This window comes from Streptococcus sp. Marseille-Q7156 (assembly GCF_965119495.1).
Genome location: NZ_CBCPLU010000002.1, coordinates 182176 through 204280 on the forward strand (window position 1 = coordinate 182176; position 22105 = coordinate 204280).

Annotated in this window: 27 protein-coding genes; 1 reads left to right on the forward strand and 26 read right to left on the reverse strand. The window is 40.6% G+C overall.

The genetic code is table 11. The annotated features are described in order from the left end of the window. Positions 1 to 230: 230 nt before the first annotated feature. The 23 genes from ACWPV5_RS09855 to tgt all read right to left on the reverse strand — a co-directional run bounded on the left by ACWPV5_RS09855 (position 231) and on the right by tgt (position 19386). Entirely contained in the window at positions 231 to 641 is a 411-nt protein-coding gene (locus ACWPV5_RS09855) for a hypothetical protein (RefSeq protein WP_454383701.1), read from the reverse strand. Next, positions 628 to 1071, reverse strand: a complete 444-nt coding sequence (locus ACWPV5_RS09860; protein WP_454383703.1) for a low molecular weight protein-tyrosine-phosphatase — start codon at positions 1069 to 1071, stop codon at positions 628 to 630. The genes ACWPV5_RS09855 and ACWPV5_RS09860 overlap by 14 nt, the downstream gene beginning before the upstream one ends. Before the next feature lie 45 nt (positions 1072 to 1116). Beyond that, positions 1117 to 1416: a preprotein translocase subunit YajC gene (gene yajC, locus ACWPV5_RS09865; protein WP_000445811.1), complete on the reverse strand. Its 300-nt coding sequence runs from the start codon at positions 1414 to 1416 to the stop codon at positions 1117 to 1119. Between the two features lie 116 nt (positions 1417 to 1532). Then, positions 1533 to 3509 carry a transketolase gene (gene tkt, locus ACWPV5_RS09870; RefSeq protein WP_454383706.1) on the reverse strand — a complete coding sequence of 659 codons (1977 nt, stop codon included), beginning with the start codon at positions 3507 to 3509 and terminating at the stop codon, positions 1533 to 1535. Positions 3510 to 3624: 115 nt separating this feature from the next. Then, positions 3625 to 4248 (reverse strand): HI_0552 family protein, encoded by a 624-nt coding sequence (locus tag ACWPV5_RS09875; protein WP_454383708.1) that lies wholly within the window; start codon positions 4246 to 4248, stop codon positions 3625 to 3627. A gap of 50 nt (positions 4249 to 4298) precedes the next feature. Next, on the reverse strand, positions 4299 to 5288 hold the full coding sequence (gene jag / locus ACWPV5_RS09880) for an RNA-binding cell elongation regulator Jag/EloR (RefSeq protein WP_454383710.1): 990 nt from the start codon (positions 5286 to 5288) through the stop codon (positions 4299 to 4301). Between the two features lie 17 nt (positions 5289 to 5305). Further along, positions 5306 to 6130 carry a membrane protein insertase YidC gene (locus ACWPV5_RS09885; protein WP_265529558.1) on the reverse strand — a complete coding sequence of 275 codons (825 nt, stop codon included), beginning with the start codon at positions 6128 to 6130 and terminating at the stop codon, positions 5306 to 5308. After that, complete coding sequence (rnpA, locus tag ACWPV5_RS09890; RefSeq protein WP_000739245.1) at positions 6105 to 6476, reverse strand: ribonuclease P protein component; 372 nt, start codon at positions 6474 to 6476, stop codon at positions 6105 to 6107. The genes ACWPV5_RS09885 and rnpA overlap by 26 nt, the downstream gene beginning before the upstream one ends. Positions 6477 to 6625: 149 nt before the next feature. After that, positions 6626 to 7816, reverse strand: a complete 1191-nt coding sequence (locus ACWPV5_RS09895; RefSeq protein WP_454383712.1) for an acetate kinase — start codon at positions 7814 to 7816, stop codon at positions 6626 to 6628. A 51-nt stretch (positions 7817 to 7867) separates the two neighbouring features. Continuing rightward, positions 7868 to 8821 (reverse strand): class I SAM-dependent methyltransferase, encoded by a 954-nt coding sequence (locus ACWPV5_RS09900; RefSeq protein ID WP_293965851.1) that lies wholly within the window; start codon positions 8819 to 8821, stop codon positions 7868 to 7870. Between the two features lie 60 nt (positions 8822 to 8881). Then, positions 8882 to 9469 (reverse strand): class I SAM-dependent methyltransferase, encoded by a 588-nt coding sequence (locus ACWPV5_RS09905; protein ID WP_454383715.1) that lies wholly within the window; start codon positions 9467 to 9469, stop codon positions 8882 to 8884. 32 nt (positions 9470 to 9501) lie between these two features. Continuing rightward, a complete protein-coding gene (gene comGG / locus ACWPV5_RS09910) occupies positions 9502 to 9915 on the reverse strand; it encodes a competence type IV pilus minor pilin ComGG (protein WP_454383717.1) in 414 nt (137 codons plus the stop codon). Then, complete coding sequence (comGF, locus tag ACWPV5_RS09915) at positions 9893 to 10354, reverse strand: competence type IV pilus minor pilin ComGF (protein ID WP_061457600.1); 462 nt, start codon at positions 10352 to 10354, stop codon at positions 9893 to 9895. The genes comGG and comGF overlap by 23 nt, the downstream gene beginning before the upstream one ends. Then, a complete protein-coding gene (gene comGE / locus ACWPV5_RS09920) occupies positions 10317 to 10619 on the reverse strand; it encodes a competence type IV pilus minor pilin ComGE (RefSeq protein ID WP_414339669.1) in 303 nt (100 codons plus the stop codon). The genes comGF and comGE overlap by 38 nt, the downstream gene beginning before the upstream one ends. Continuing rightward, positions 10582 to 11016, reverse strand: coding sequence for a competence type IV pilus minor pilin ComGD (gene comGD / locus ACWPV5_RS09925; RefSeq protein ID WP_454383719.1), 435 nt, complete (start codon positions 11014 to 11016; stop codon positions 10582 to 10584). The genes comGE and comGD overlap by 38 nt, the downstream gene beginning before the upstream one ends. Then, positions 10979 to 11302, reverse strand: a complete 324-nt coding sequence (gene comGC, locus ACWPV5_RS09930; protein WP_000738641.1) for a comG operon protein ComGC — start codon at positions 11300 to 11302, stop codon at positions 10979 to 10981. Before comGC ends, comGD begins: the two co-directional genes overlap by 38 nt. 1 nt (position 11303) lies before the next feature. Continuing rightward, positions 11304 to 12320 carry a competence type IV pilus assembly protein ComGB gene (comGB, locus tag ACWPV5_RS09935; RefSeq protein WP_454383721.1) on the reverse strand — a complete coding sequence of 339 codons (1017 nt, stop codon included), beginning with the start codon at positions 12318 to 12320 and terminating at the stop codon, positions 11304 to 11306. Beyond that, positions 12268 to 13209, reverse strand: coding sequence for a competence type IV pilus ATPase ComGA (gene comGA / locus ACWPV5_RS09940; RefSeq protein WP_454383723.1), 942 nt, complete (start codon positions 13207 to 13209; stop codon positions 12268 to 12270). Before comGA ends, comGB begins: the two co-directional genes overlap by 53 nt. A 76-nt stretch (positions 13210 to 13285) precedes the next feature. Further along, a complete protein-coding gene (locus tag ACWPV5_RS09945; RefSeq protein WP_000286413.1) occupies positions 13286 to 13651 on the reverse strand; it encodes a DUF1033 family protein in 366 nt (121 codons plus the stop codon). A 150-nt stretch (positions 13652 to 13801) separates the two neighbouring features. Continuing rightward, on the reverse strand, positions 13802 to 14860 hold the full coding sequence (locus ACWPV5_RS09950) for a zinc-dependent alcohol dehydrogenase family protein (RefSeq protein ID WP_219967495.1): 1059 nt from the start codon (positions 14858 to 14860) through the stop codon (positions 13802 to 13804). A 162-nt stretch (positions 14861 to 15022) separates the two neighbouring features. Continuing rightward, on the reverse strand, positions 15023 to 16174 hold the full coding sequence (gene nagA, locus ACWPV5_RS09955) for an N-acetylglucosamine-6-phosphate deacetylase (RefSeq protein ID WP_454383725.1): 1152 nt from the start codon (positions 16172 to 16174) through the stop codon (positions 15023 to 15025). 151 nt (positions 16175 to 16325) lie between these two features. Next, positions 16326 to 18143, reverse strand: coding sequence for an acyltransferase family protein (locus ACWPV5_RS09960; RefSeq protein WP_454383727.1), 1818 nt, complete (start codon positions 18141 to 18143; stop codon positions 16326 to 16328). A 100-nt stretch (positions 18144 to 18243) separates the two neighbouring features. Beyond that, entirely contained in the window at positions 18244 to 19386 is a 1143-nt protein-coding gene (tgt, locus tag ACWPV5_RS09965) for a tRNA guanosine(34) transglycosylase Tgt (RefSeq protein ID WP_454383729.1), read from the reverse strand. Positions 19387 to 19502: 116 nt separating this feature from the next. On the opposite strand from tgt, the gene ACWPV5_RS09970 reads away from it, so the two are divergent. Then, entirely contained in the window at positions 19503 to 20360 is an 858-nt protein-coding gene (locus ACWPV5_RS09970; protein WP_219967491.1) for a DUF975 family protein, read from the forward strand. Positions 20361 to 20386: 26 nt separating this feature from the next. Here ACWPV5_RS09970 and pcp read toward each other — a convergent pair whose 3' ends face one another. The 3 genes from pcp to ACWPV5_RS09985 form a co-directional block, all read right to left on the reverse strand. Continuing rightward, the gene (gene pcp, locus ACWPV5_RS09975) at positions 20387 to 21031 is read right to left on the reverse strand and encodes a pyroglutamyl-peptidase I (protein WP_219967490.1); all 645 of its coding nucleotides are present in this window, start codon (positions 21029 to 21031) and stop codon (positions 20387 to 20389) included. A 112-nt stretch (positions 21032 to 21143) separates the two neighbouring features. Continuing rightward, on the reverse strand, positions 21144 to 21506 hold the full coding sequence (locus tag ACWPV5_RS09980) for a DUF1304 domain-containing protein (protein ID WP_219967489.1): 363 nt from the start codon (positions 21504 to 21506) through the stop codon (positions 21144 to 21146). Between the two features lie 10 nt (positions 21507 to 21516). After that, positions 21517 to 21942 (reverse strand): MarR family winged helix-turn-helix transcriptional regulator, encoded by a 426-nt coding sequence (locus ACWPV5_RS09985; RefSeq protein WP_219967488.1) that lies wholly within the window; start codon positions 21940 to 21942, stop codon positions 21517 to 21519. Between the last annotated feature and the right edge of the window lie 163 nt (positions 21943 to 22105).

The following is a 22105-nucleotide window of genomic DNA, read 5'->3' on the forward strand; positions in this document are numbered from 1 at the left end:
ATTTCAACTTTGTAAACAGTTTCATAAACATTTCACAAAGAATTTTTAAACCCTTGTGAAATTTTTCTCATTTTCTTTTCTTATCAGGTCTTATCTTTGAAGTTTGTGAAAATTATTTCAAAATTTTTTTATTTCACAAACTTGATTGGAAGAGAGACTTGGAAAGAAAAGGTTTTGCAAGTAAGCGCTTACTTTAAAGATTTAACAATACCTCCTTTGATAAGGAGGCTTTATTTTTGTTGAAAAACGCCTTGTTTAAAAATCCCTTCATAAACGACTTCTTGTTCTGTTGTTAGTTTTCCTTTTCCTTCAGCCTGACCATTTACAAAATCACCTTCGTAGGTCCAGCCTTCTTTGGATTGAAAGGTACCTTTTCCGTTGAAAGCTCCATTGTTGAAACCACCTGTATATTGGTCTCCATTTTGGAAGATGATGGTTCCTTGACCATTCATTTTACCACGGACAAGACTGCCATCATAAACAATCGTTCCATTATCAAGCTTTAGAACACCTTTTCCGGGAATATTTAGAAAAAAGACGAGTACAGCACAGAAAACAATAGCAACTACTGCCAAAAGCTCTAAACGTGGACGAGTCAGATAGACACGATACTTTTCGTAAAAATTCCTAAGATTTTCCATCTTCACTCTCCTTTTCTAAACGTTCCAACCAAGCTTGACAACCCTCTTGAACACGCTGATAAGTTTCCTCAAAATCACCTGTATACCAAGGATCTGGAACACTTTCAGATGCGAATGAGTAAATCTTATCTTGACAGTCTACTGGACACATCTGACGTAAGTCAGAAATATTTGAAGCATCCATGCCGATAATATAATCAAAGGCTTCAAAATCTTCCTTACTAATCTGAAGCGATGTTTTGGCTTTGTCATAAGGAATATCATACTCTTGAAAAACTCCCTGAGTTCCCTTATGAATCGGATTGCCATGTTCCCAAGAAGAAGTCGCTCGACTTTGGATTTCGTAGTTATCTGTCATCGATTTCATCACAAACTCTGCCATAGGGCTGCGACAAATATTTCCCAGGCAGACAAAGACTAGTTTTTTCATCCCATTTCCTTTCTTTATAGAAAAACGGGAGTTCGTGATCCCGTCTTATTTTTCAATTGCGCCTTCGAGTGAAGCTGTTTCTTTCAGCGGTAATACTGTCTTGATAGCAGCTAGTTCAAAGGTCAAGTAAACTCCATCAACATCAAGAACAATTGTTCTCTTCTCAGTATCTACTTCATCGACTGTTCCGTAAAGGCCACCGATTGTAATCACTTCATAGCCCTTTTGTAGTTTATTTAAGCTTTCCATACGTTTTTGTGCTTGTTTCTTTTGAGAGCGTTGCGTAAAGAACATCAAGCCCACCATAGCCACAAGAATGATTAAAAATGTATATTGTGATTCCATTATATTCTCCTTTGTCTTTTACATAGGACTACTATATCAAATTTCAGCTACTTTTACAAGATTGTACCTTGCTTTTCTAATAAGAAAAACCAGAGCTTGCGCCCTGATTTCTAGGATTATTTCAAGTTTTGAACGACTTTTACAAGATTTTCTACAGTAAAGCCATATTCTGCCAATACTTTTGGTGCTGGGGCAGAGGCTCCGAAGGTATCAATACCGAGAACAGCACCATCAAGACCAACATATTTGTACCAGTTTTGAGTTGCACCCATTTCGACTGCAACACGACGGCGAACTGCATTTGGAAGAATTTCTTCCTTGTATGCTGCATCTTGTTTATCAAAGACATCTGTAGATGGCATGCTGACTACGCGGACTTTTGCGCCTTGACTAGACAATTCTTTAGCAGCTGCGACAGCTAGATTGACCTCTGAACCCGTTGCAATCAAGATGGTATCAAAGTCGACTGCATTTTCATAGACAACATAAGCACCTTTTGCAACCTTGTCAAAGTCTGTTCCCTCTTCAACAGTCAAGTTTTGACGTGTCAAGACAAGAGCAGTTGGCGTTTTCTTACTTGTCACTGCAAGGTACCAAGCTGCTTGCGTTTCACGCGCATCTGCTGGACGGAAAACATTTAGATTTGGCATAGCACGAAGACCTGCTAAGTGCTCAACTGGTTCGTGCGTTGGGCCATCTTCCCCAACTGCAATAGAATCGTGGGTAAAGACATAAGTCACAGGAAGTCCTTGTAAGGCTGACAAGCGAACAGCTGCTTTCACATAGTCAGAGAAGACGAAGAAAGTACCACCGTATACACGAAGTCCACCGTGAAGGGCCATCCCGTTCAAGATCGTTCCCATTGCAAATTCACGAACACCAAACTGAATATTACGGTTCAAGCGATTGGCATCGTCTTGAAGTCCGTCAGTCTTGATATAAGTCATGTTTGAGTGAGCAAGGTCAGCTGATCCACCTAGGAAGGTTGGTAACTTAGCTGCCACAACATTCAAGGCATCCTGACTTGAATTACGCGTTGCTTGAGAGAAGCCATTTTCTAAGGCCGGGAAGTCTGCTGGAGTCACTTCAACTGGATCACGTCCATCGATGATGGCTTCTACTTCTGCAGCTAATTCTGGATGTGCCTCTTTATAGTCAGCAACTAATTTTGTCCAAGCTTGATAAGCTGATGCGCCACGGTCTGCAACATTTTCTTTGAAATCAGCATAAACTTGTTCTGGGATTTCAAACGGTTCATAACCCCAGCCGAGAGCTTGACGAGTAGCTGCAGTTTCATCTGCTCCAAGAGGAGCACCGTGTACGGCATTAGTTCCTTGTTTATTTGGAGAACCGTATCCAATAACAGTCTTCACTTCAATCAAAGATGGTTTACCTGAAGCTTTAGCTGTTTCGATAGCAGCATGGATAGCTTCCAAGTCTGTTCCGTCTTCAACCAAGGCAGTATGCCAACCGTAGGCGTTGTAACGGTCACGAACACTTTCTGTAAAGGAATCCTTTGTCTCACCATCCAAGTTGATGTCATTTGAATCATAAAGAACAACCAACTTATCCAGTTTTTGCAAACCTGCGTATGAAGCTGCCTCGCTTGAGACACCTTCCATCAAGTCTCCGTCTCCACAGATAACGTAAGTATAGTGGTCAAAGATATTGTAGCCTTCGCGGTTATATTTGGCTGCCAAGAAACGTTCTGCTTGCGCAAAACCAGTAGCAGTTGAAATCCCTTGCCCTAGAGGACCTGTGGTAGCATCAATCCCTGCTGTATGGCCAAATTCTGGGTGCCCTGGTGTTTTTGAACCCCATTGACGGAAGCTCTTAATCTCATCCATGCTGACATCTTCAAAACCAGAAAGATGAAGAAGGGCATAAAGAAGCATTGAACCATGGCCTGCTGAAAGAATAAAGCGGTCGCGGTTAATCCAGTTTGGTTGATCTGGATTGATACGAAGTTGTTTTGTAAAGAGGCTGTAAGCCATCGGAGCCGCTCCCATAACCACACCTGGGTGACCTGAGTTAGCTTTATTAATGGCGTCAATGCCTAGGAAACGAATTGCATTAACAGATAGATTTGACATAGAATTTCCTTTCTATTTGAGGTGATTAGTGAATCACACATTCTATTTTACTATTATATGAAAAAATACATAGAATAGCAATTAAACAATTCGACGTAAATAAGTATTCTATTTGCTATCCTCTAGTCGCCTGATAGTAGGGAAGTAAGCGCTCATAAGCTTCATCTAATTTTTCTAAAATCACTTCTAATGATTGATTTTCAATAAAAGAAACATCTGCTTTAACTAACACTTTTCGGATTTCTTGACTTCCTACCTTCTCGACTAAAACCTGACGATTTTCTTCGTTCGCCTCCCACCGTTGACTTTGACCATCAGAGTAGACTAGATAATAAACACCTTCAACGGTTGGAACTTTTAAAACTTTGGCCTGCTTCCCTAGAGTTCGCTCATCTTTCTTACGCTCGATGAAACTAACTTCTAGTGAGACACCAAAATCAGAAGATCTTCCATACAAACGAAGAGCCAACATAGGTTCTGTCACTTGTCCGTCTCTCTGTAGATAGACCCAGAAATGTGGTCGCAAACGCTGTGCCTGATTCATCCACTGGCTAGTCTGTTGGAGTTGCCATTCTGGATGACTTGCTTGAAAAGCTTTAGCTAGTTCTGTAAAAGCCTTTCTGGCCTCTTGACCTTTGTGGCGGAATGCCAGCATTTTCTCTCGCTCTTCTCCCGCTTTATCAGGATTACGGTACTGCAAACCAGCAAAGTCTAGATAGTCTCTTATCTTATTCAACATTAATTTAATCTCCTCTAGCTAGCAAAAAATCAGGATAACCCTGATTTTACTTATTCTGTATCTACGACAACATAGCGATTTGGCTCATCACCCTCAGAGTAACTAGTCACGCCATCCATGCGTGAAATAATACGATGGATAATCTTGCGTTCGCTATTTGACATGGGATCTGTCTGATGACTACGGCCTTCTTCTAAAACACGAGTTGCCAATTTTTGAGCATAGGTCTGCAAGACTTCTGCACGGTGTTCGACATAATCATTGACATTGATTGTGATGTAGAAGGTTCTTGAATAGCGGTTGTAAAGATAATTTTGAGCCAATAGTTGCAAGGCCTTCAAAACTTTACCATGGTAGCCGATAATACGACCTGGTTCGTTAGTATCAATTTGCAAATTGATGCTACGACGGTTATAGTCATTTGAAAGTGTAGCTTCAACATCCATGTCATCAATAATTGTTTGAACATAAGTCGTTACTTCCGTAGCTACTTGTTCAATATCAAAGCTCGGTTCAACTTTCAAGCCCAAGTCTTCTAGTTCTTGACTTTCAGTTTGCTCAGTTTGGCTTTCAATAATAGGCGTTTCTACTTCTCCTTCGAGAGCAGTTTCTTCAAGTTGTAATTCATTTAAAATCTCAATGTGACCAGTTTCTTCCAAGATAGTGCTGGCATGTCTTTCATGTTTTAAGATTTCAGCCTTGACTTCATCAGAAATACCTTGGCCTTCCTCTTCAATCTTTTTAATTGCTTCTACAACATGACCCAAATCAACCGTTGCTTCACTGACTGTTTTAACAGGCTCATTCAAATCATTGATTTGTTTTGGAACTCCCTTTACAGCTTGTTGGTTTGCTTTTACAACTGTCGTTTCACTAATAGCATCGATATCCACTTGGGCTGGTTTTTTACCAAATAAACCAAGAAATCCTTTTTTCTCGCGAGAAATGACTTTGATATGAGCCTTCATTCTTGGAATATCTAATTCTTTCAATCCTTTCTGGATTGCTTCTTCAACAGTTGAACCTGTAAATACTACCATTACCAGATTCCTCCTTATTATTTCGTTTTCTGAGCCTTTTTCTTGGCTTTTCTTTTTCTATTTTCCAAATCTTTCTGTGCCTGTACTACAGCCTCGCGCTCTGCAATAATCTTGAATGGATTGTTCAAGAAATAGGTTTGCAAGACTTGATAAGCATTGGACACTGCCCAGTAGAGAGCAACTCCGCTCGGAGCATAAACCCCAAAGATAAAAATCAAGACTGGAATCCCATACATCATCGCAGTCGTAGCCCCATTACGCTCAGACAAGGCTTTATTAGACAGCCAAGTACTTAAAAAGGTAAATACTGCTGCTAAAATCGGAAGAACAAGGGTTGTATCCACACCACCAAGGTTAATCCATAAGAAATGACCTGTCTTTAAAAAGTCAACTCTTGATAGAGCTTGGAACAAGGCCAAGATAACCGGCATCTGAATCAAAATCGGCCAAAGAGAATCTGAATGTCTGACACCCATTTCTTTAAAGACTTTACGCATTTCTTGCTCTAGCTTGGTTCTGCTTTCCATATCACGACCTGGATATTGTTCTCGAAGCGCCTTAATGCGTGGTTGAGCTTCCTGCATTTTTCTGGAAGCCACCATTTGCACTTGAAAGACTGGCAAGAGGACTGTACGAATCAAGACCGTAAAGAGAATAATCCCCACTCCGATACTGATATCAAATGATAAAAAGCGAATAATTTCCGCAAAGAAGTAAACAAATTTACTCCAAAAATCAGCCGAATTGGCTGTAATATCGCTAGTTGTCCCATTTGTTGCACAGGCTGTCATGATCAATAGGGACAGTCCTAGCAAACTAGTCAACTGTAGTTTCTTTTTCACTCCCATTTCCTTCCTGGTAAATCTTTGATAATTTTAATACGTGGAGTAGATTTTTCTCCATCTCTGCGTATCCCAAGGTTTCGACCCCTTTTCGAGCAATGACAACAAAGTCGACATCTTCTACCAGACTCCCTTTTGCATTCTGGATAATATGTCGAATTCGTCGCTTAATTTGATTTCTAGTGACGGCATTCCCCAGTTTTTTGCTGACTGATAGACCTACTCGAAAATGGTTTTTCTGGTTTTCTAGTTGGTAGACAACAAATTTGCGATTGGCAAAACTTGTTCCTTCCTTGAAAATTGCCTTAAAATCTTTCTCTCTTTTTACACGAAAGTTTTTCTTCAAAACTCAACTCCATCTATTAAATTACTACTATTATACCATATTTTTCAAAAAAGCCAATCATAGCAAGGTTTTGGACAATTTCACCATAAAAAGAAGCTGGAAAAATCTCTTTCCCAACTCCTTGTACTAAATATTTTTTCTAGTTTTACTTATTTTTTCAAGCGTTCAACGTCACGGGCAATGACCAATTCTTCATCTGTTGGAATAACCAAAACACGAATCTTCGCTGCCTCTGTTGAGATGTCTCCTGTCACACCAAAGACATTCTTCTCTGGATCAACATCACATCCGAACCAAGAGATACCTGAGATAACATCTTCACGTACGTTTGCTGCATTTTCACCGATACCTGCAGTAAAGATAATAGCATCTGCTCCATTTAGGACCGCAAGGTATTGACCGATATGTTTTTGGATACGGTCAACATACATTTCATAGGCTAAAGTGGCATCGTGGTCCCCTTCTTCCATAGCAGCAATCACATCACGCATATCACTAGATTTGCCTGAAACACCCATAAGCCCTGATTCACGATTAAGGACGCGACTAATATCTTCGGGCGTGTTAAAGTCCTCTGTATATTGCATTAAATAAGGAATGATAGCTGGGTCAATATCCCCTGTACGTGTTCCCATCATCACACCACCAAGTGGAGTGAATCCCATTGAAGTATCGACAGATTGACCACCCTTAACAGCTGTAATAGAAGCACCATTACCGATGTGGCAAGTAATCAATTTCAAGTCTTCTAATGGACGTCCCAAGAGTTTTGCAGCTTCTCCTGCTACAAACTGGTGGCTTGTACCGTGGGCACCATATTTGCGAACCTTATTTTCTGTGTAATATTTTGTTGGTAGAGGGTAACGATAAGCTTTCTCTGGCATAGTTGTGTGGAATGAAGTATCAAAAACAACTACACTGGTAATGTCTGGCAACAATTCCTTGAAGGCACGAACACCTGCTGCATTGGCTGGATTGTGGAGAGGAGCCAACAAGCTCAACTCTTCAACTTTTTCTAAAACATCCCCCTCAACAACTGTTGATTCTTTGAAATATTCTCCACCGGCAACAACACGGTGGCCAACACCTGTAATCTCGTCATAAGCCTTGATAATATCGAAACGAATTAAGTCATCCAATAAAATTTTAACGGCTTGTGTATGATTTTCGATATCCAAAATTTGTTGCTCAGAACGGCCGTCAAATTTTACAGTTGAAATTGAATCTTTCAAACCGATACGTTCAATCAAGCCTTTCGCCAATACTTTTTCTTCTGGCATTAAGTATAATTGCCATTTCGAACTTGAACTTCCTGCATTGATTGAAATTGTTTTTGTCATAACATGATACCCCTTTTTTAAGCGTTTTCATCTATTATAACAAAATCTATTTTATATTTCAGTACCTTGAGTCCATTTTTGAAAATTTTCTTTAAATTTCATTAAAACACTTGCGTCTTGCAAGCTAGCAAGTGGATAAACAAAGGGTTCTACTGCTATTTCACTTTTCTTCTGTAAGATAAAAATAGTCTTAGATTGTTTAGCATTAGCAAAGAGATTTTCAGGCAAACTAATCATGGCAGTCAGACTTGCCTCCTCTTTCAACCAGCCTTTCAACAAATCACTTTGAGGACTGGTCAACAAATCACTCGGAGCTAGAAAAATAGCATATCCGTCTGACTTGAGATACTTAAGTCCTTGTTCCATGAGCAAGTGATGGGCGTAGGTATGTTCTTGACTAGAAGCAACTTGATGGCGCGACGCAACGGCATCATCAGGATAATAGCCGACAGGCAAGTCGCTGATGACCACATCGCTTTCTTTGAGCATTTGTGGACGAACGGCATCTCCTTGGACAAAGCCAGCCTGCAAACCAATTACATCTGCCATGCTAGCTGCCAGATCAATCAGCAAATCATCCACTTCCATTCCCAAGTAATCCACCTTTTTATCAAGCGAGGTCAAGAAAGTTGCGCCCAGAATCCCCATGCCAGAACCCATTTCGAGGATAGTAATCTCCTCCTCTTTAAACAACTCTTCCACAATAAACACCAAAAGTAAAGCAATGGCATCTGGTGTAAACTGGTGATTGGACTGTAGGGGCTCTGTCTGCCCAGCCTTCATCAAGAGAAACTGGTAGGTCTTGAGCCATTCTTCTTTGCGTAGCGCTAAACGCTTAAGAGCTTGATTGTTCTCTTTGACCTGCTCTAGCTCAGTCTCGCCATCCAAATAGATGCTATTTTGCTCCACCAAGGCGTCATAAAAGTTGGTCGCCAAATCACTTTGAATGATTTGGACATTCTCTAGTAAATAGGTATAAGCTTGTTCAATTTTTTCAAAATCCATATTCCTATCTTATCAAATTTCCCTTCTTTTTTCCATCCTTATAGAAAAATCACTCCCTGACTAAGCGAGTGATTTTTGGGCTACTGTTAAAAAGAGCTCTGAGTAATTTCCTTGAAACAGGTCTTCAGCACTGTAAAGAATCTGACTGTCAATGCTCGAAAAACCAAACTGGGCTAGCTTGTTTTCCAGTTCAGCTAAATCAAATCCATGATGGTTAGCTTCTGTCTTTGTAAAATCAGCAAGTAGGAGTTGTCCATCTTCCTTCAAATATTGATGAAACAGTGAGAGAGCTTCATCCAAATCAGGCATATGGTGAAGAACCCGACAAACAACAATGAGATCAAACTCTTGCTCCAAGGGATTTGCCAGTAAATCTTGCTCCAGAAACTGGATATTCTTACTTTCTTGCTGCTCCGCTTTCAAGCGAGCTTGCTCCAGCATTTTCTCAGAAATGTCTACAAGAGTAACGAACTTGGCTTGCTTGGCCAGAGGCAAGGCTAATAGCCCCGTCCCTCCACCGAAATCCAAAATTTCTTTGTCTGATAGAAGATCAATCTGTTTCTCGACTGCTTGACAAACCAAGTTTGCAAGGAAAATATTTTTAGGGGAATCGAAAGTTTCTGCTTTGTAGTTAAAATCATGTTTCATGCTTTTAGTTTAACACAAAGTAGCTTGATTGGCTAAGAATTATCTTTCTTTTCGACCTTCTCTTCTGATTTTTTCTTCTCTGCTTGATTACTTGAATCAGTCACTACCTCTTCCTTTTTATCTCTTTTCTCTTCTTTGATTTTGACTGAAGGAAAGATGAATTCATATTGACTCTTAGGTGTACGAACCCTTGTCACCAAGCTTGTTTTCTTGTTTTGATAACTCACCTGACCCAGATTAAAGGTCTGTTCCCCACTTTCCTTATCAAGCTTATCTTTGATTCGCTTGGCCATAGCAAAAGCGATTAACTTTTCTTTATTCAAAGCATAGTCTCGATGGTGGGCGACTTGTCGGTTCAAATAAAATTGTAACAAAAGACTAAAGATAGCAGCCACGGTGACTGCATAGAGAAGAACACCTGCCTTAACTTTTTTCTTTTTCCACACGATAGATGAACTCCCTTTCTAAGCCTTTTTGGAATTGGAAACGAAAGCGAACCAGTTGATTGTCCTCCGTAATCTGCGCAGATTTAAGTCCATAAATCATAGGCTGATATCCTCGTCCACTGGCATCGGTTTTCCGAAAATCATCCGATTTAGACTTACCTATAGCGATATCCTTGCCATCCTGTTTCATATAGAGGCGGTTGCCCTCCACTTTTTCGAACTGCGAACGATCTAATTCTGCCTCCAACTGGTCCACAAACAAGAGCCACTCCTTTTGCTCGCTTTGCTGCTGGTAGCGAACTTCTGAAATGAGGAGCTGACTCATGGCTTGAAAGAGGAGTAAACTTCCACTGATGACAATGAGGGCAATCAGGGATTCTAACAAAGTGAAAGCCTTGACCTTATGGCTCTTTGATAGCCAACAACTGTTCTGAACCATGGTAGACCTCCAATCCTTTTTCACTAGAAAACACCTGAATCTCAACTCCGTTGATGTTTACCTGATTTTGACCTGTCTGCAAAGCCATCTTAGCTACCCTCAAGACTTCTTCCTTTTGCAAGATTTTTGTTTCTTCTCGCCTATTTTTCTGAATTTGTCCCAAAAGGAGGGTCGCAATACTGGCAAAGATAGCTAAAGCGACTACTGCTTCTAGTAAAATTACTGCCCTAATTTTTTGTTTCCTTAATGCGTTTAATTTTTCCATTTCCTAGATATAATTGATAACGAATCGCTCCTTTACTGGTCTGAAATTCAACCTTGGCCAGGGACGAATTGCCCCCAGCTCGGTCAAATGTAATACTTTGTCCCGATGGTGCTTGAATTCCTTTAGGAACTGTCAACTTTTGACTGCCATTGCTAATCGTCTGCCCATCTAAGTTCAGACTAGTCTTTTGCTGACTAGCTACACTGCGTTTTTGAGTTTCCCGATAGAGTTCTTCAAACTCCATAAAGAAAACCTGCTCCTCTACCGCCGCAAAAGTGGACTGAACAGAGCCGGACAAGCCCAAGGCAAGGATACTCACAAGACCCAAAACCAAGAGGCTTTCCAGCATGGTAAAGGCCTTAATCTGCAACGGTTTGACTGGTATTTTGTTTAGCATGGTATTCTTTATAAGCTTTAGCCTGTTCTTCCGTGATTCGCCCATCTGCTTGTAACTTACTTAGGCTAGCATCTTCATTTTTATCCAAGCTATAAAGTTCTGCCTGACTTTCCACAACCTTAACAACAGCAGCTTTTCCTTTGTCATTGACCGCCTCTTTTTGCTTGGTCAAATTAGGTACAAAGAGCAAGAGAAGCACGCTGATGATGAGCAAGACCACCAACATTTCCACAAGCGTGAAAGCTTTAACCTTAGCTTTTTTCAAGAATGTCATCATTTTTTTCATTTTAAAAATTTACCTCCATATTTTGATACATGGGCATAAGCATTGCCGCATAAAGTAAAACAATAATCAGAGCCACAAAGATAAAGACCAGTGGCTGCACCAGATTCATGGCGCGGTTAACTCGGGTAAAAAAGGCTTCCCAAGTTTTTTCAGCATAGATTTCCAACTCACTCCCCAGCTTAGACTTGACTTCCCCATACTCGATGATGAGACTCAACTCCTTCTTAAAGAAAGGATAGGTTCCTATAGTCTGAGAAAATTCCTGACCATTTTGTAGGGCTTGAGCCAAATCTCGACCGATTTCTTTAAAGAGTTGGGAACCTTGTTCCTGCATAATCTGAAAAATCTGCGTCAGTTCCATCCCCTGAGAAATCATATTACCCCACTCACGCGCATAATAGGCTGTCAAATAGGTCTGCACAAAGATTCCAAGAAAAGGAATGCGTGCTAGGATAGAAAAGACGCGCATCTTAGAACTTCTTTTATAAAAAGTGAGTGCTAAAAGGGAAAGTATGGAAACAAACCCTACCATTCCTAGAAAAATTTGTGGCAGATTGCCAATAATTTGGGTGGCAATATTGCTACTATCCAGTTGTGGTAGTAGATAGTTCCGTAGCCCCAGCATGATTAAGAGAAGAAATCCCAGCAAAATCAAGGGATAGGTCGCTACTTCAATTAGTTTTTTCTTGACCTTGGCTAGATTGTCTAGATATTCTTCTATCTTTCCCAAACTCAGGTGGAGATTCCCATGGACTTCAGCTAGGGATAACTGAGTGACAATGACACTTGAAAATCCCAAACTTTCCATCATTTCTGAGAATGATTTCCCCTGAGACAAGCCCGTGCGCATCTGAGTCACACACTGCTTGTCCAACAAGGCACTCCTATCTAAAAAGGAGATGGTCTCCACCAGATGAAAACCGCTGGAAAAGAGATTGTTAAACAAGGTGATGATATTTTTTTGCTTAGCTGTAGCTAATTTTTTCCGTTTCAGCCTGAAGGCTTGTGATATGTCCATCTTTAAGAAGCTGGTCAATCTGTTTATTCCAGCTAGTCGGCTGGTGTTCTTGATAGTCTTTGTTTGCAAAGTCAACGATTCCTCCTCCCCCGATTAATCTCTGATAGCAGACTCCTTGCAGAACGACTGCCAATTCCTCCTCACTCACCCCCAACTCCAGCAGGCGCTCATAAACACCTCGAATACTCTTGGCATGAATGGTTGAAAAGACTGTCGCCCCTGTCAAACTGGCTCTGACCACAGCACGCGCCGTCTCGCTGTCTCGAATTTCTCCGATAATCAAGAGATCAGGACGATGCCGTAGGGAAAGCTTAATCAGATTTTCATAGGTAAGCCCAATCGCTTCATTCAACTGCAACTGGAGCATGTTGTCCTGCTTGATTTCGACAGGATCTTCGATAGACATGACTTGCTGTCCCTTAAAGAGGGACTTGGCCAATTCGTGCATCAGGGTTGTCTTGCCACTACCAACTGGACCAGCAAAGAGATAGAGACCACGTTGCCTATACTGCTTGCCCAGTTCTTCGATATCCTGAAACCAAAAATGCAAATCCTGCTCCTCATCATGCAACAAGCGAATTACTAAACTCTCATGCCCTCTATAATCGCCTACAGTAGACAAACGTAGGGACGCCATCTTCTGGTCATATTCATAATCACAGGAACCAAGTTGACTACGTCTCTTTTCTCCCACATTCATACCTGCCACAAACTTAAAGTGGCTGATGACGGCCGCAAACTTTTCAAAATCATAACAACCGATTTTACAGCGCTCGTCTCCTACCCTCATATGAAGCTCATAGGCGTCTAACTTGGGGACAAAATAAATGTCTTGCGCTCCTTTTTTCCGAGCCGAACGAATGATTTCTTGTGCAATTTCTTGAACCATACTTACCTCCTCACCTATACTATTCGCAAAGATTTGGGAAAATAAAAAAAGCAACTCCAAAAAAGTTACTTTTTCTCTATTTTAATTTCATACGGCAAGAACGGTGCCTTTCCTTACCTGTTTGTTTTTCATAGCCTGGGCGTAGTTTTTCATCTGGAATAACCTGCTCATCCTGTAAAAGAGCCAAAGAATGGTATTGTTGTAAATACTCGTCACATTCATCACACCAGCGTTGGTCTTCTGGATCCCAAAAAATGGTCATCAAATCACTTCTACTTTTATAAAGAGGGGATTCTTGTTCCAATCTAAACCAGCAAGTTTTGTAGTATTTGAGAGCATCATAATACTGGTCAAATTTTCTACTTGCTACAATATCTTCTTCCCAACCTTCTAAGAACCACCAGGGTTCAAAATCTCCGTACATTTCTATAACACGATACATATTCATTCATTCCTTTGTACCGTATATTATAACCAATTCCGCCAGACAAGGAAAGAAATATGCTCATTTCTTAATTTCTTGATAAAAAATCCAGCCATCTGATGGATGACTGAATTTCTATTTGCTTGTATTCCAAAATGTTTTTACTACTTAAGCTTCAGAAATATCGTTTTCGATAATGACTTTGATTGCATGGTGGTCTGCTGCCTTACTGAAAACTTCATAGGCTTTTTCAATTTCACTAAGTTTGAAATAGTGAGTTACCAATTTTTCTGGTTCAATCTTATGACTTTCAAGTGCTTTCAACAATTGTGGAGTGGTATTTGTAGATACCAAACCAGTTGTTACATTGATGTTGCGAATCCAAAGTTTATCTAAATCGAATTCAACTGGTTTACCATGCACACCACAGTTGGCAACCGTTCCGTCTACACCGATAATCTTTTGACAGAAATCAAATGTTGCAGGAATACCAACAGCTTCGATAGCGACATCCACACCACGTCTATCTGTCAAATCATAAATTTCTTTAATGGCTTTTTCAGGGTCTGAAGAATTAACCTTGTGAGTCGCACCGAATGATACAGCAGTTTCCAAGCGGTTATCGTCTAAGTCCACCATAATCAATTTTGCTGGTGAGTAGAATTGAGCCGTCAAAAGAGCAGCCAATCCAACTGGTCCTGAACCAATAATGGCTACACTACAACCAGGTTCCACTTTCCCTTTTAGGACACCAATTTCATATCCAGTAGGCAGAATGTCTGATAGCATAACCAAGGCTTCATCTGACAAGTCTTCTGGAGTGTGGTAAAGAGTGTTATCTGCATGAGGGACACGTAGATATTCAGCCTGCATACCATCAATCAAGTGACCGAAAATCCAGCCCCCTTCGTCTTCACAGTGGGCATAAATTCCTTTTTTACAGTAGTAGCATTTACCACAGGCACAGACACAAGAAATCAAGACCTTGTCGCCTTTTTTGAAATTCGAAACTCCTTCCCCAACTTCTTCAACAATCCCAATCCCTTCGTGACCAAGAATGGTACCACTTTGGCAAGCGGGAACATCCCCTTTGATAATATGGAGGTCTGTTCCACAAATAGTAGTTTTTACGATACGCACAATAGCGTCTGTTGGCTTGCGAAGCACTGGTTTGTCTACATCAACAAAAGAAGCAAGTCCTGGTTTAACATAAGTATAGGCTTTCATAAAGCACTCCTCCGTTTTTTTATTTGTACTATTTATACCATAATTGTAAGCCTTTTCATTTGTTTGTTCAAGATTTTTTGTGATTTTTTTAACTTTTTTATTTACTGGTAAAGCAATATAGATAAAAAAGCAGAAGCTAGTCTCTAACTCCTGCTTTCTCTCTTATGCTTGATAACGTTTCACACCGTCTAGGTAGGTTGCTACCAATTCCAAATCTTTATCTAATACGATAAAGTCTGCATCATATCCTTCACGGATTTGACCACAAACATCATCAATGTGAACAGATTTGGCTGGGTTAAGGCTGGCCATCATGACCGCTTCATGCGGATTCGCAATACCCCACTCGACTACATTTCTCATACCATCTTTAAGTTTGAGGATAGAACCTGCCAAATTACCAGTAGATTTGAGACGTGCAGTTCCATTTGCTACTACAACAGGGAATTCTCCCAACATATAGTCACCATCTTCAAGCCCACCAGCTGTCATACAGTCCGTAATAAGAGCGATGTTTTCTGTCCCCTTTTGCTTAAGTAAAATCTCACAAGCTTTTGGATCTACGTGATAACCATCACAAATCAATTCTGCGTAAGTATGTGGGAGCTCATACATAGCTCCTACCATACCTAGTTCGCGGTGTGTTAAACCACGCATCCCATTATAGGCATGTACCCATACACTAGCTCCAGCATCAACTGCCTTCTTAGCTTGTTCAAATGTCGCATCTGAGTGTCCAAGTGCAACTGTCACACCTTCACCTGTAATAGTACGTACAAAATCTTCCACCCCATCACGTTCTGGTGCAATAGCGATCTTATTTAGCATCCCTTTTGCAGCATCCTGCCAAGAATGAAACTCCTCAACACCCGGGTCTCTCATATAAGTTGGATTTTGTGCCCCCTTAAAAGTTTCTGTGAAATATGGACCTTCATAATAAATCCCACGAATCTTAGCACCTGTTGCTTCTTTATAACGGTTTCCAAGATTTTCAGTGACTGCAAGCAATTGCTCATAAGTGGCTGTTAAAGTTGTGGGCAAGAAACTGGTGACACCGGTACTAAGAAGTCCTTCACTCATAGTATGCAATGTACCTTCAATGTTGTTGTCCATCACATCTACACCTGCATATCCATGAATATGAGTATCCACAAGACCTGGTGCAATGCTATAACCAGTATAGTCAAGAACCTCTGCTCCTTCAGGAATTTGATACACATGTTTCCCAAATTTGCCATCAACAAGTTCTAAGTACCCACCGCGACGAATGCCAAATGGATAGAAAAACTGATCCGCTTTAACGTAATTAGGCATAATAATGACCTCCTTAAAAGATTACTTTTGATATTTATTATGTCAATTACATTATAAACCTTTCTGATTCATTTGTAAATGGTATAGACCTATTTTCTAGAGATATTTTAAAAGAGCTGGATTTCTCCAACTCTTCTCTTTTTAATACAAGTTATTTTGATTTGACTGGCTTGTCTTGAGCTGTTTGCAAGGCTGTAGCAATGGTCTCTGCATACAATTTTGCTCCGGCTTCAATCTTACTGTTGTCACTTCCAAAATGGACTTGGTCTGTTCCAGTCCAAATTTCTGGATGCTCTTTCGCAACTTGATTCCAATCAGCTATCGTGATATAAGGAGTCTTCTCTGCCAATTCTCTCATATAAGCAGCAGCCTTCTCAACGATAGCATAGGTCTCTTTTGTCTTATCCCCCTCATAAGGAGTCACCAAAACCATATGGTGTCCCTTAGGAAGATTTTTCACGATACTATCCCAATCTTCCTTGTAATTTTCAGGATTATTTACCCCAGTCGCAATGACCACCATCTTTGGTAGAAATTTATTCTGGCTATTGTTGAGCATGATTTCATTGGCGGTCTTGGTTGTTCTGCTGACCTGCGCGTTAATCTGTGCTCCAGGAAGGGCTGTCTGTAGGGCTGTATTTGCCCTTAAAGCCACCGAGTCACCAATTAACATAGTGCCATCAGCAATCCCCAAACTATTTGCATCTGCCCGTTCTGTCATCACCTTGGTCTGGCTAATATTTGTTGCAGCTTGCTTCAAACCATTGACAGTCAAATCTGTCTCAAAAGCTCCCACTTGTGGTGCCAACAAAGTCACTAAGAGGACAATGAAGGCCAAGATTCCTGTACTCGCTACAAGGATTGTGTGAATGTGAGGCAGAGGACGAAGAGTTTGTAAAATAGGTGTATTCTTTCCTGCAATCCAAGGTTCCAACACATAAAATGATAGGCTGGCAAAGCCATAAGAAAAAATCAAAGTCAGTAACACAGCAAGAAGATTTGATGTCAACTGTGAGAAAATAATATAGAAAGGCCAATGGAAGAGATAAACCGCATAACTAGTATCTGCTAAAAAGCTGATAATCTTTGGCTCCTGCACATAAGGTGTCTTTTCATGTAAGACACGCGCCGCCAGAATCATAGTAAGGGCAGCAAGACTGGCAAGCAAAAAGCCGACAAGATAAGCAAAAAGATAGGTAAATTTGACAAAGAAGGTCAAAATGAATAAGAAGGCAAAACCTCCTGTAAAAATCAACAGGGTCTTTCGTAAATCCCAGATTTTATCCAACTGCTTGACGAGGGAAGTCGTCTGACGAACGCCTACAATCGTTGCTAGGATACTTCCCAAAAAGAATGGATAGACATGAGTTAAACTGGAGAAGTAAACAGAGGAATAAGAGGTTACTAGAAAACTACCAATAAACATGGAGAAGAAACTAATCAAGAAGGCAGCAGCAGATAAGAGAAAGATCATCCCCTTCAACTGACCATTTGATTTAGCCTGTTTGGATAAGAACCAAACTGCCAATCCCCAAAGAATATAGTAGTGAACCTCAACGGCCAAGCTCCAATTATGAACAAACAAATGAGGAATGAACTGAGATTCATAACTCCCACCTGTTAGAAGTTCATAGGAGTTAGTCATAAAGCCTAAAACACCCGCAATCTGGCCACCAATTCCAGCTACATAATCTTGTCGAACTAGAAAGGTAAAGGGCATGGTTACCAAGACCATCAAAACCACAGGTGGCACAATCCGATAAAAGCGTCTTCTAAAAAATCCAATCAAATCAATTTCATGATTTTTAGAAAATTCTTCGATGAGTAGAGCCGTAATCAGGAAACCTGAAAATGTGAAAAAGACATCTACCCCGAAAAATCCTCCAGGAAAGATGGTCTGAAAGAAGTGATACAAGAGTACAAAAAGTAAACCTGTAATCCTAATCAAGGAAAACCATTTAATGCGCATACGAGTTTATTCTTCCTTTCATTGTACACTTTATTCTATCAAAAAAAGAAGAAAAATCCTAAGAGAAAACTTAGGATTTTTAGCTTATATCCATTCCATTTTAGAAATTACGGCCTGATTTATTATAACCATATTTTTCCACAAAATACTCACGGAATTCCAAGAGATTGTCATCCATAATGGCTTGTCGAACTTGCTTCATCAGGTTAAGCAAGAAGTAAAGGTTATGGTAGCTAGTCAAGCGAATACCAAAGGTTTCATCAGCCTTGAGCAGGTGACGAAGGTAGGCGCGTGTATAGTTCTTACATGTGTAGCAATCACACTCAGGATCCAGTGGCGTAAAGTCCTCAGCAAACTGGGCATTTTTTACAACCAAACGTCCCTGACTGGTCATACAAGTCCCGTTACGAGCGATTCGAGTCGGCAATACACAGTCAAACATATCCACCCCACGAATCACCCCATCAATCAAGCTATCTGGCGCTCCCACTCCCATCAAATAGCGAGGTTTGTTTTCAGGCAGCAGTTGAGTTGTGAAGTCCAAGACAGCATTCATCTCTTCGTGGGTTTCTCCTACTGCCAAACCACCGATAGAGTAACCTGGGAAATCCATGCTAACAAGGTCATGAGCTGATTGGCGACGCAGGTCTTCAAATCCAGCCCCCTGCACAATCCCAAACAAGCCTTGATCGTGTGGACGACGATGAGCCTTCAATCCACGCTCAGCCCAACGGCTGGTACGCTCGATGGATTTCTTAACGTAGTCATAAGGTTGATAAAACTGAGGACATTCGTCAAAGGACATCATGATGTCTGAACCCAGATTGTTCTGAATAGAGATGGCCTTCTCCGGAGACAAGAACATCTTAGAACCATTGAGGTGGTTTTTAAAGGTTACCCCTTCTTCTGTGATATTGCGGTTATCTGCTAGAGAATAAACCTGAAAACCACCACTATCTGTCAAGATTGGTTGGTCCCAATTCATGAACTTGTGGAGACCACCTGCGCGTGCAATGAGTTCATCTCCAGGGCGAAGCCAGAGATGATAGGTGTTTGACAGGATAATTCCCGAACCCATCTCCTTCAATTCTTCAGGTGACTGAGTTTTGACAGTGGCTTGAGTTCCAACTGGCATAAACATAGGTGTCGGAAAGGTTCCGTGGGGAGTGATAATTTCTCCCAGACGAGCTCCCGTGTGTTTTTCTTTCTTAATCAAACGATATTTGATTGGTGAATCTGACATTTTTTACCTCCGAAGCTGGGAAAAACAGTCCCAGTTCATACTTTGTGCCCAAGGGCATACTGTATGATTTTATCAAAAAAAGCTGGAACTGTCACGAACTATGGTATAATGAGAGAATGAAATACCCAAAAATTGATTTAAAAACTGTTCGTCTGCAAGCCAGACAATTTCAGGCTGAAAATCCCCGCCTCTTTCTCGTCTATCTCTTACCTAGCATACTGCTCATCTTGTCTGGCTTCCTCAATCCCTTAGAGCGCCTCAACGAGAGTGTTTTAGAACAACCCTTTTTAAGCGTGTTTGGCCATGTATTTCAAGCCTACCTTTTTCCACTATTAGTCTCCTTTATCGGGGCAATACTTCTAACCAGTTCAGTCTATACAACCCTAAAACTCATCAAGAATCCAGATACAGAACTATCCGTCAAAAATAGTCTTACTCTCTTTAATGAAGAGCACTTTTCACAAACCTTTTTGACTCTCCTTCTCAAACGCTTCTATCTCTTTTTATGGAGCATTCCTAGTTTGCTCGGAATTTACTTTCTTTTTTACAGTAGCTTTCTAGCAAAGAAATTCGTTGTCCTTCACCCTGAGTTTCCCAATCTGGATCTCACGTCAATTGAAACCGAGCGTTTCCTCATGACCTTTGGTCTTTACTTTCTAGCAAGTATCCTCTTGATGATTGTCGGAAATAGTCTCTATATTCCACAATACTATGCCTATTCGCAGGTAGAATTTCTCCTCTGTGACACCCTAGACTTGGGCCAAGCTAAACCAGGGCAAATCCTTAAAACCAGCCATTTCCTGATGAAAGGCTACAAATTTCAGCGCTTTATTCTAGACTTACAACTCCTTCCTTGGTACTTCCTCAATTGGATTACTTTTGGAATTGCTAGTTTCTCACTCCTACCCTACATTCAAATCAATAAAATAATTTTCTACCGAGCAGTACTGGCTCGAAAACGTCCAAAAGCTTGAAGGTTGTTCCCTCAAGCTTTTTTCTATCAATGAGTTTCTCCGCCTACCAACTTGAGGTCCTGATCTCCATGTTCGATAATGGCGCCGATTGCCGCTTCTATCCCTCGCCTAATATCCACTAAACTCATAGCTGGGGTAGTCGGTCGATTCACCACCTGTTCCATCATATAAGGAATATGCATAAAACCTGCCTTAACATGTGGAAATTTCTTTTCTACCAAATAGAGAGCCTGATACATCAAATGATTGCAGACAAAAGTCCCTGCCGTATTGGAAACAGAGGCCGGCAAGCCCTCTTTTTTTATAGCTTGAACCATCGCTTTAATTGGCAAACTACTAAAGTAGGCCGAAGCACCATCCGCTCGAATGGGAAGGTCAATCGGTTGATTACCATCATTATCAGGAATGCGTGCATCGTCTTGATTAATAGCCACTCGCTCAGGTGTCAAGCTAGACCTTCCACCAGCTTGGCCAATACAAAGGACAAAGTCAGGTCGATAACGACTCATCTCTTCTTCCAATACTTGGGCCGATTTGTGAAAAACTGTCGGCACCTCTAGCCAACGAACCTCAGCACCATGAATTTCAGATGGTAAACCTTTAATGGCCTCCAAAGCTGGATTGACCTTTTCCCCTCCAAAGGGCTCAAAACCTGTCACTAATACTTTCATTTCTAACTCCTCAAAACCAATTCAATGAGACTTTTTTCTTAAAAACAAGTATAACATATTTTCCTTATTCTGGAGTGAAAAGGACTAGAAAGACTAAGATTGACCTTTGAACTTATTTAAAGAGTAAAATACTAATCAAGGCCAAAATAGCTGGTCCACCTTGCTTCAAAATAATTTTCTTATCTGCTGTGAGAGAGCCATAAGCCGCAGCACCAAACACAAATAAAACAAAAATAGTCACAATTTCTAAATTCTGTGAGAAATAAATCCCATACAAGAGAAAGACTCCTAACAGAGCATTATAAATCCCTTGATTTTTAAACAATGAACTTACAGACGGACGAGCCAGTTCTTCCTTTTCCATGTTAAATACTCGACTGGTTGCATCTGATTGCGTTGCAATACTTTCCAAATAAAAAATGTAAAAATGCTCCAAAGCAACAATCGTTGCTAAAATGATTGTAATAATTGACATCTATTTCTCCTTAAATTTCTATATTTTCAATACCCAAAACCAATTTATTTACTAAACGGCTGAGTTCTGTTCTTTCAGACTCTGTTAAGATACTTTCCATCTCTTCCTTAACCTTGATATGCTGCAGAGGCGGATTCACAACTAACTGCTCTTTGGCATACTTCGTAGCCTCCACCAACACTTCTCGCTGATTTTCAGGATTACGATGACGCTCCACCAAACCTTCCTTTTCCAGAATTTTGAAATGTCGGGTCAAAGCAGCCTGATCAATCTTCAAACGCTCCTGAACCGCTATTTGATTACAAGGGGAATGCTTCAGCAAAAATAATAAAATCTGATACCGTGTCAAACTAATCCCAAGTCTTTTTTCAAACAATTGCGTGCTCGCTTGCTCAGACAAGCGGAGTTGATAAAGTAAATCTTGAATCTCTAACATTTCTTCCTTCTTTCTGTTGACTTATCAATAGTTGACTAATCAAGTATAATACAAAGTAAAATAAATTGCAAGAATGTTGCTTCAATCATTACAAAATGGTAACTTCCATTCTCCATCCATATTGATACTCAATGAAAATCAAAGAGCAAACTAGGAAGCTATC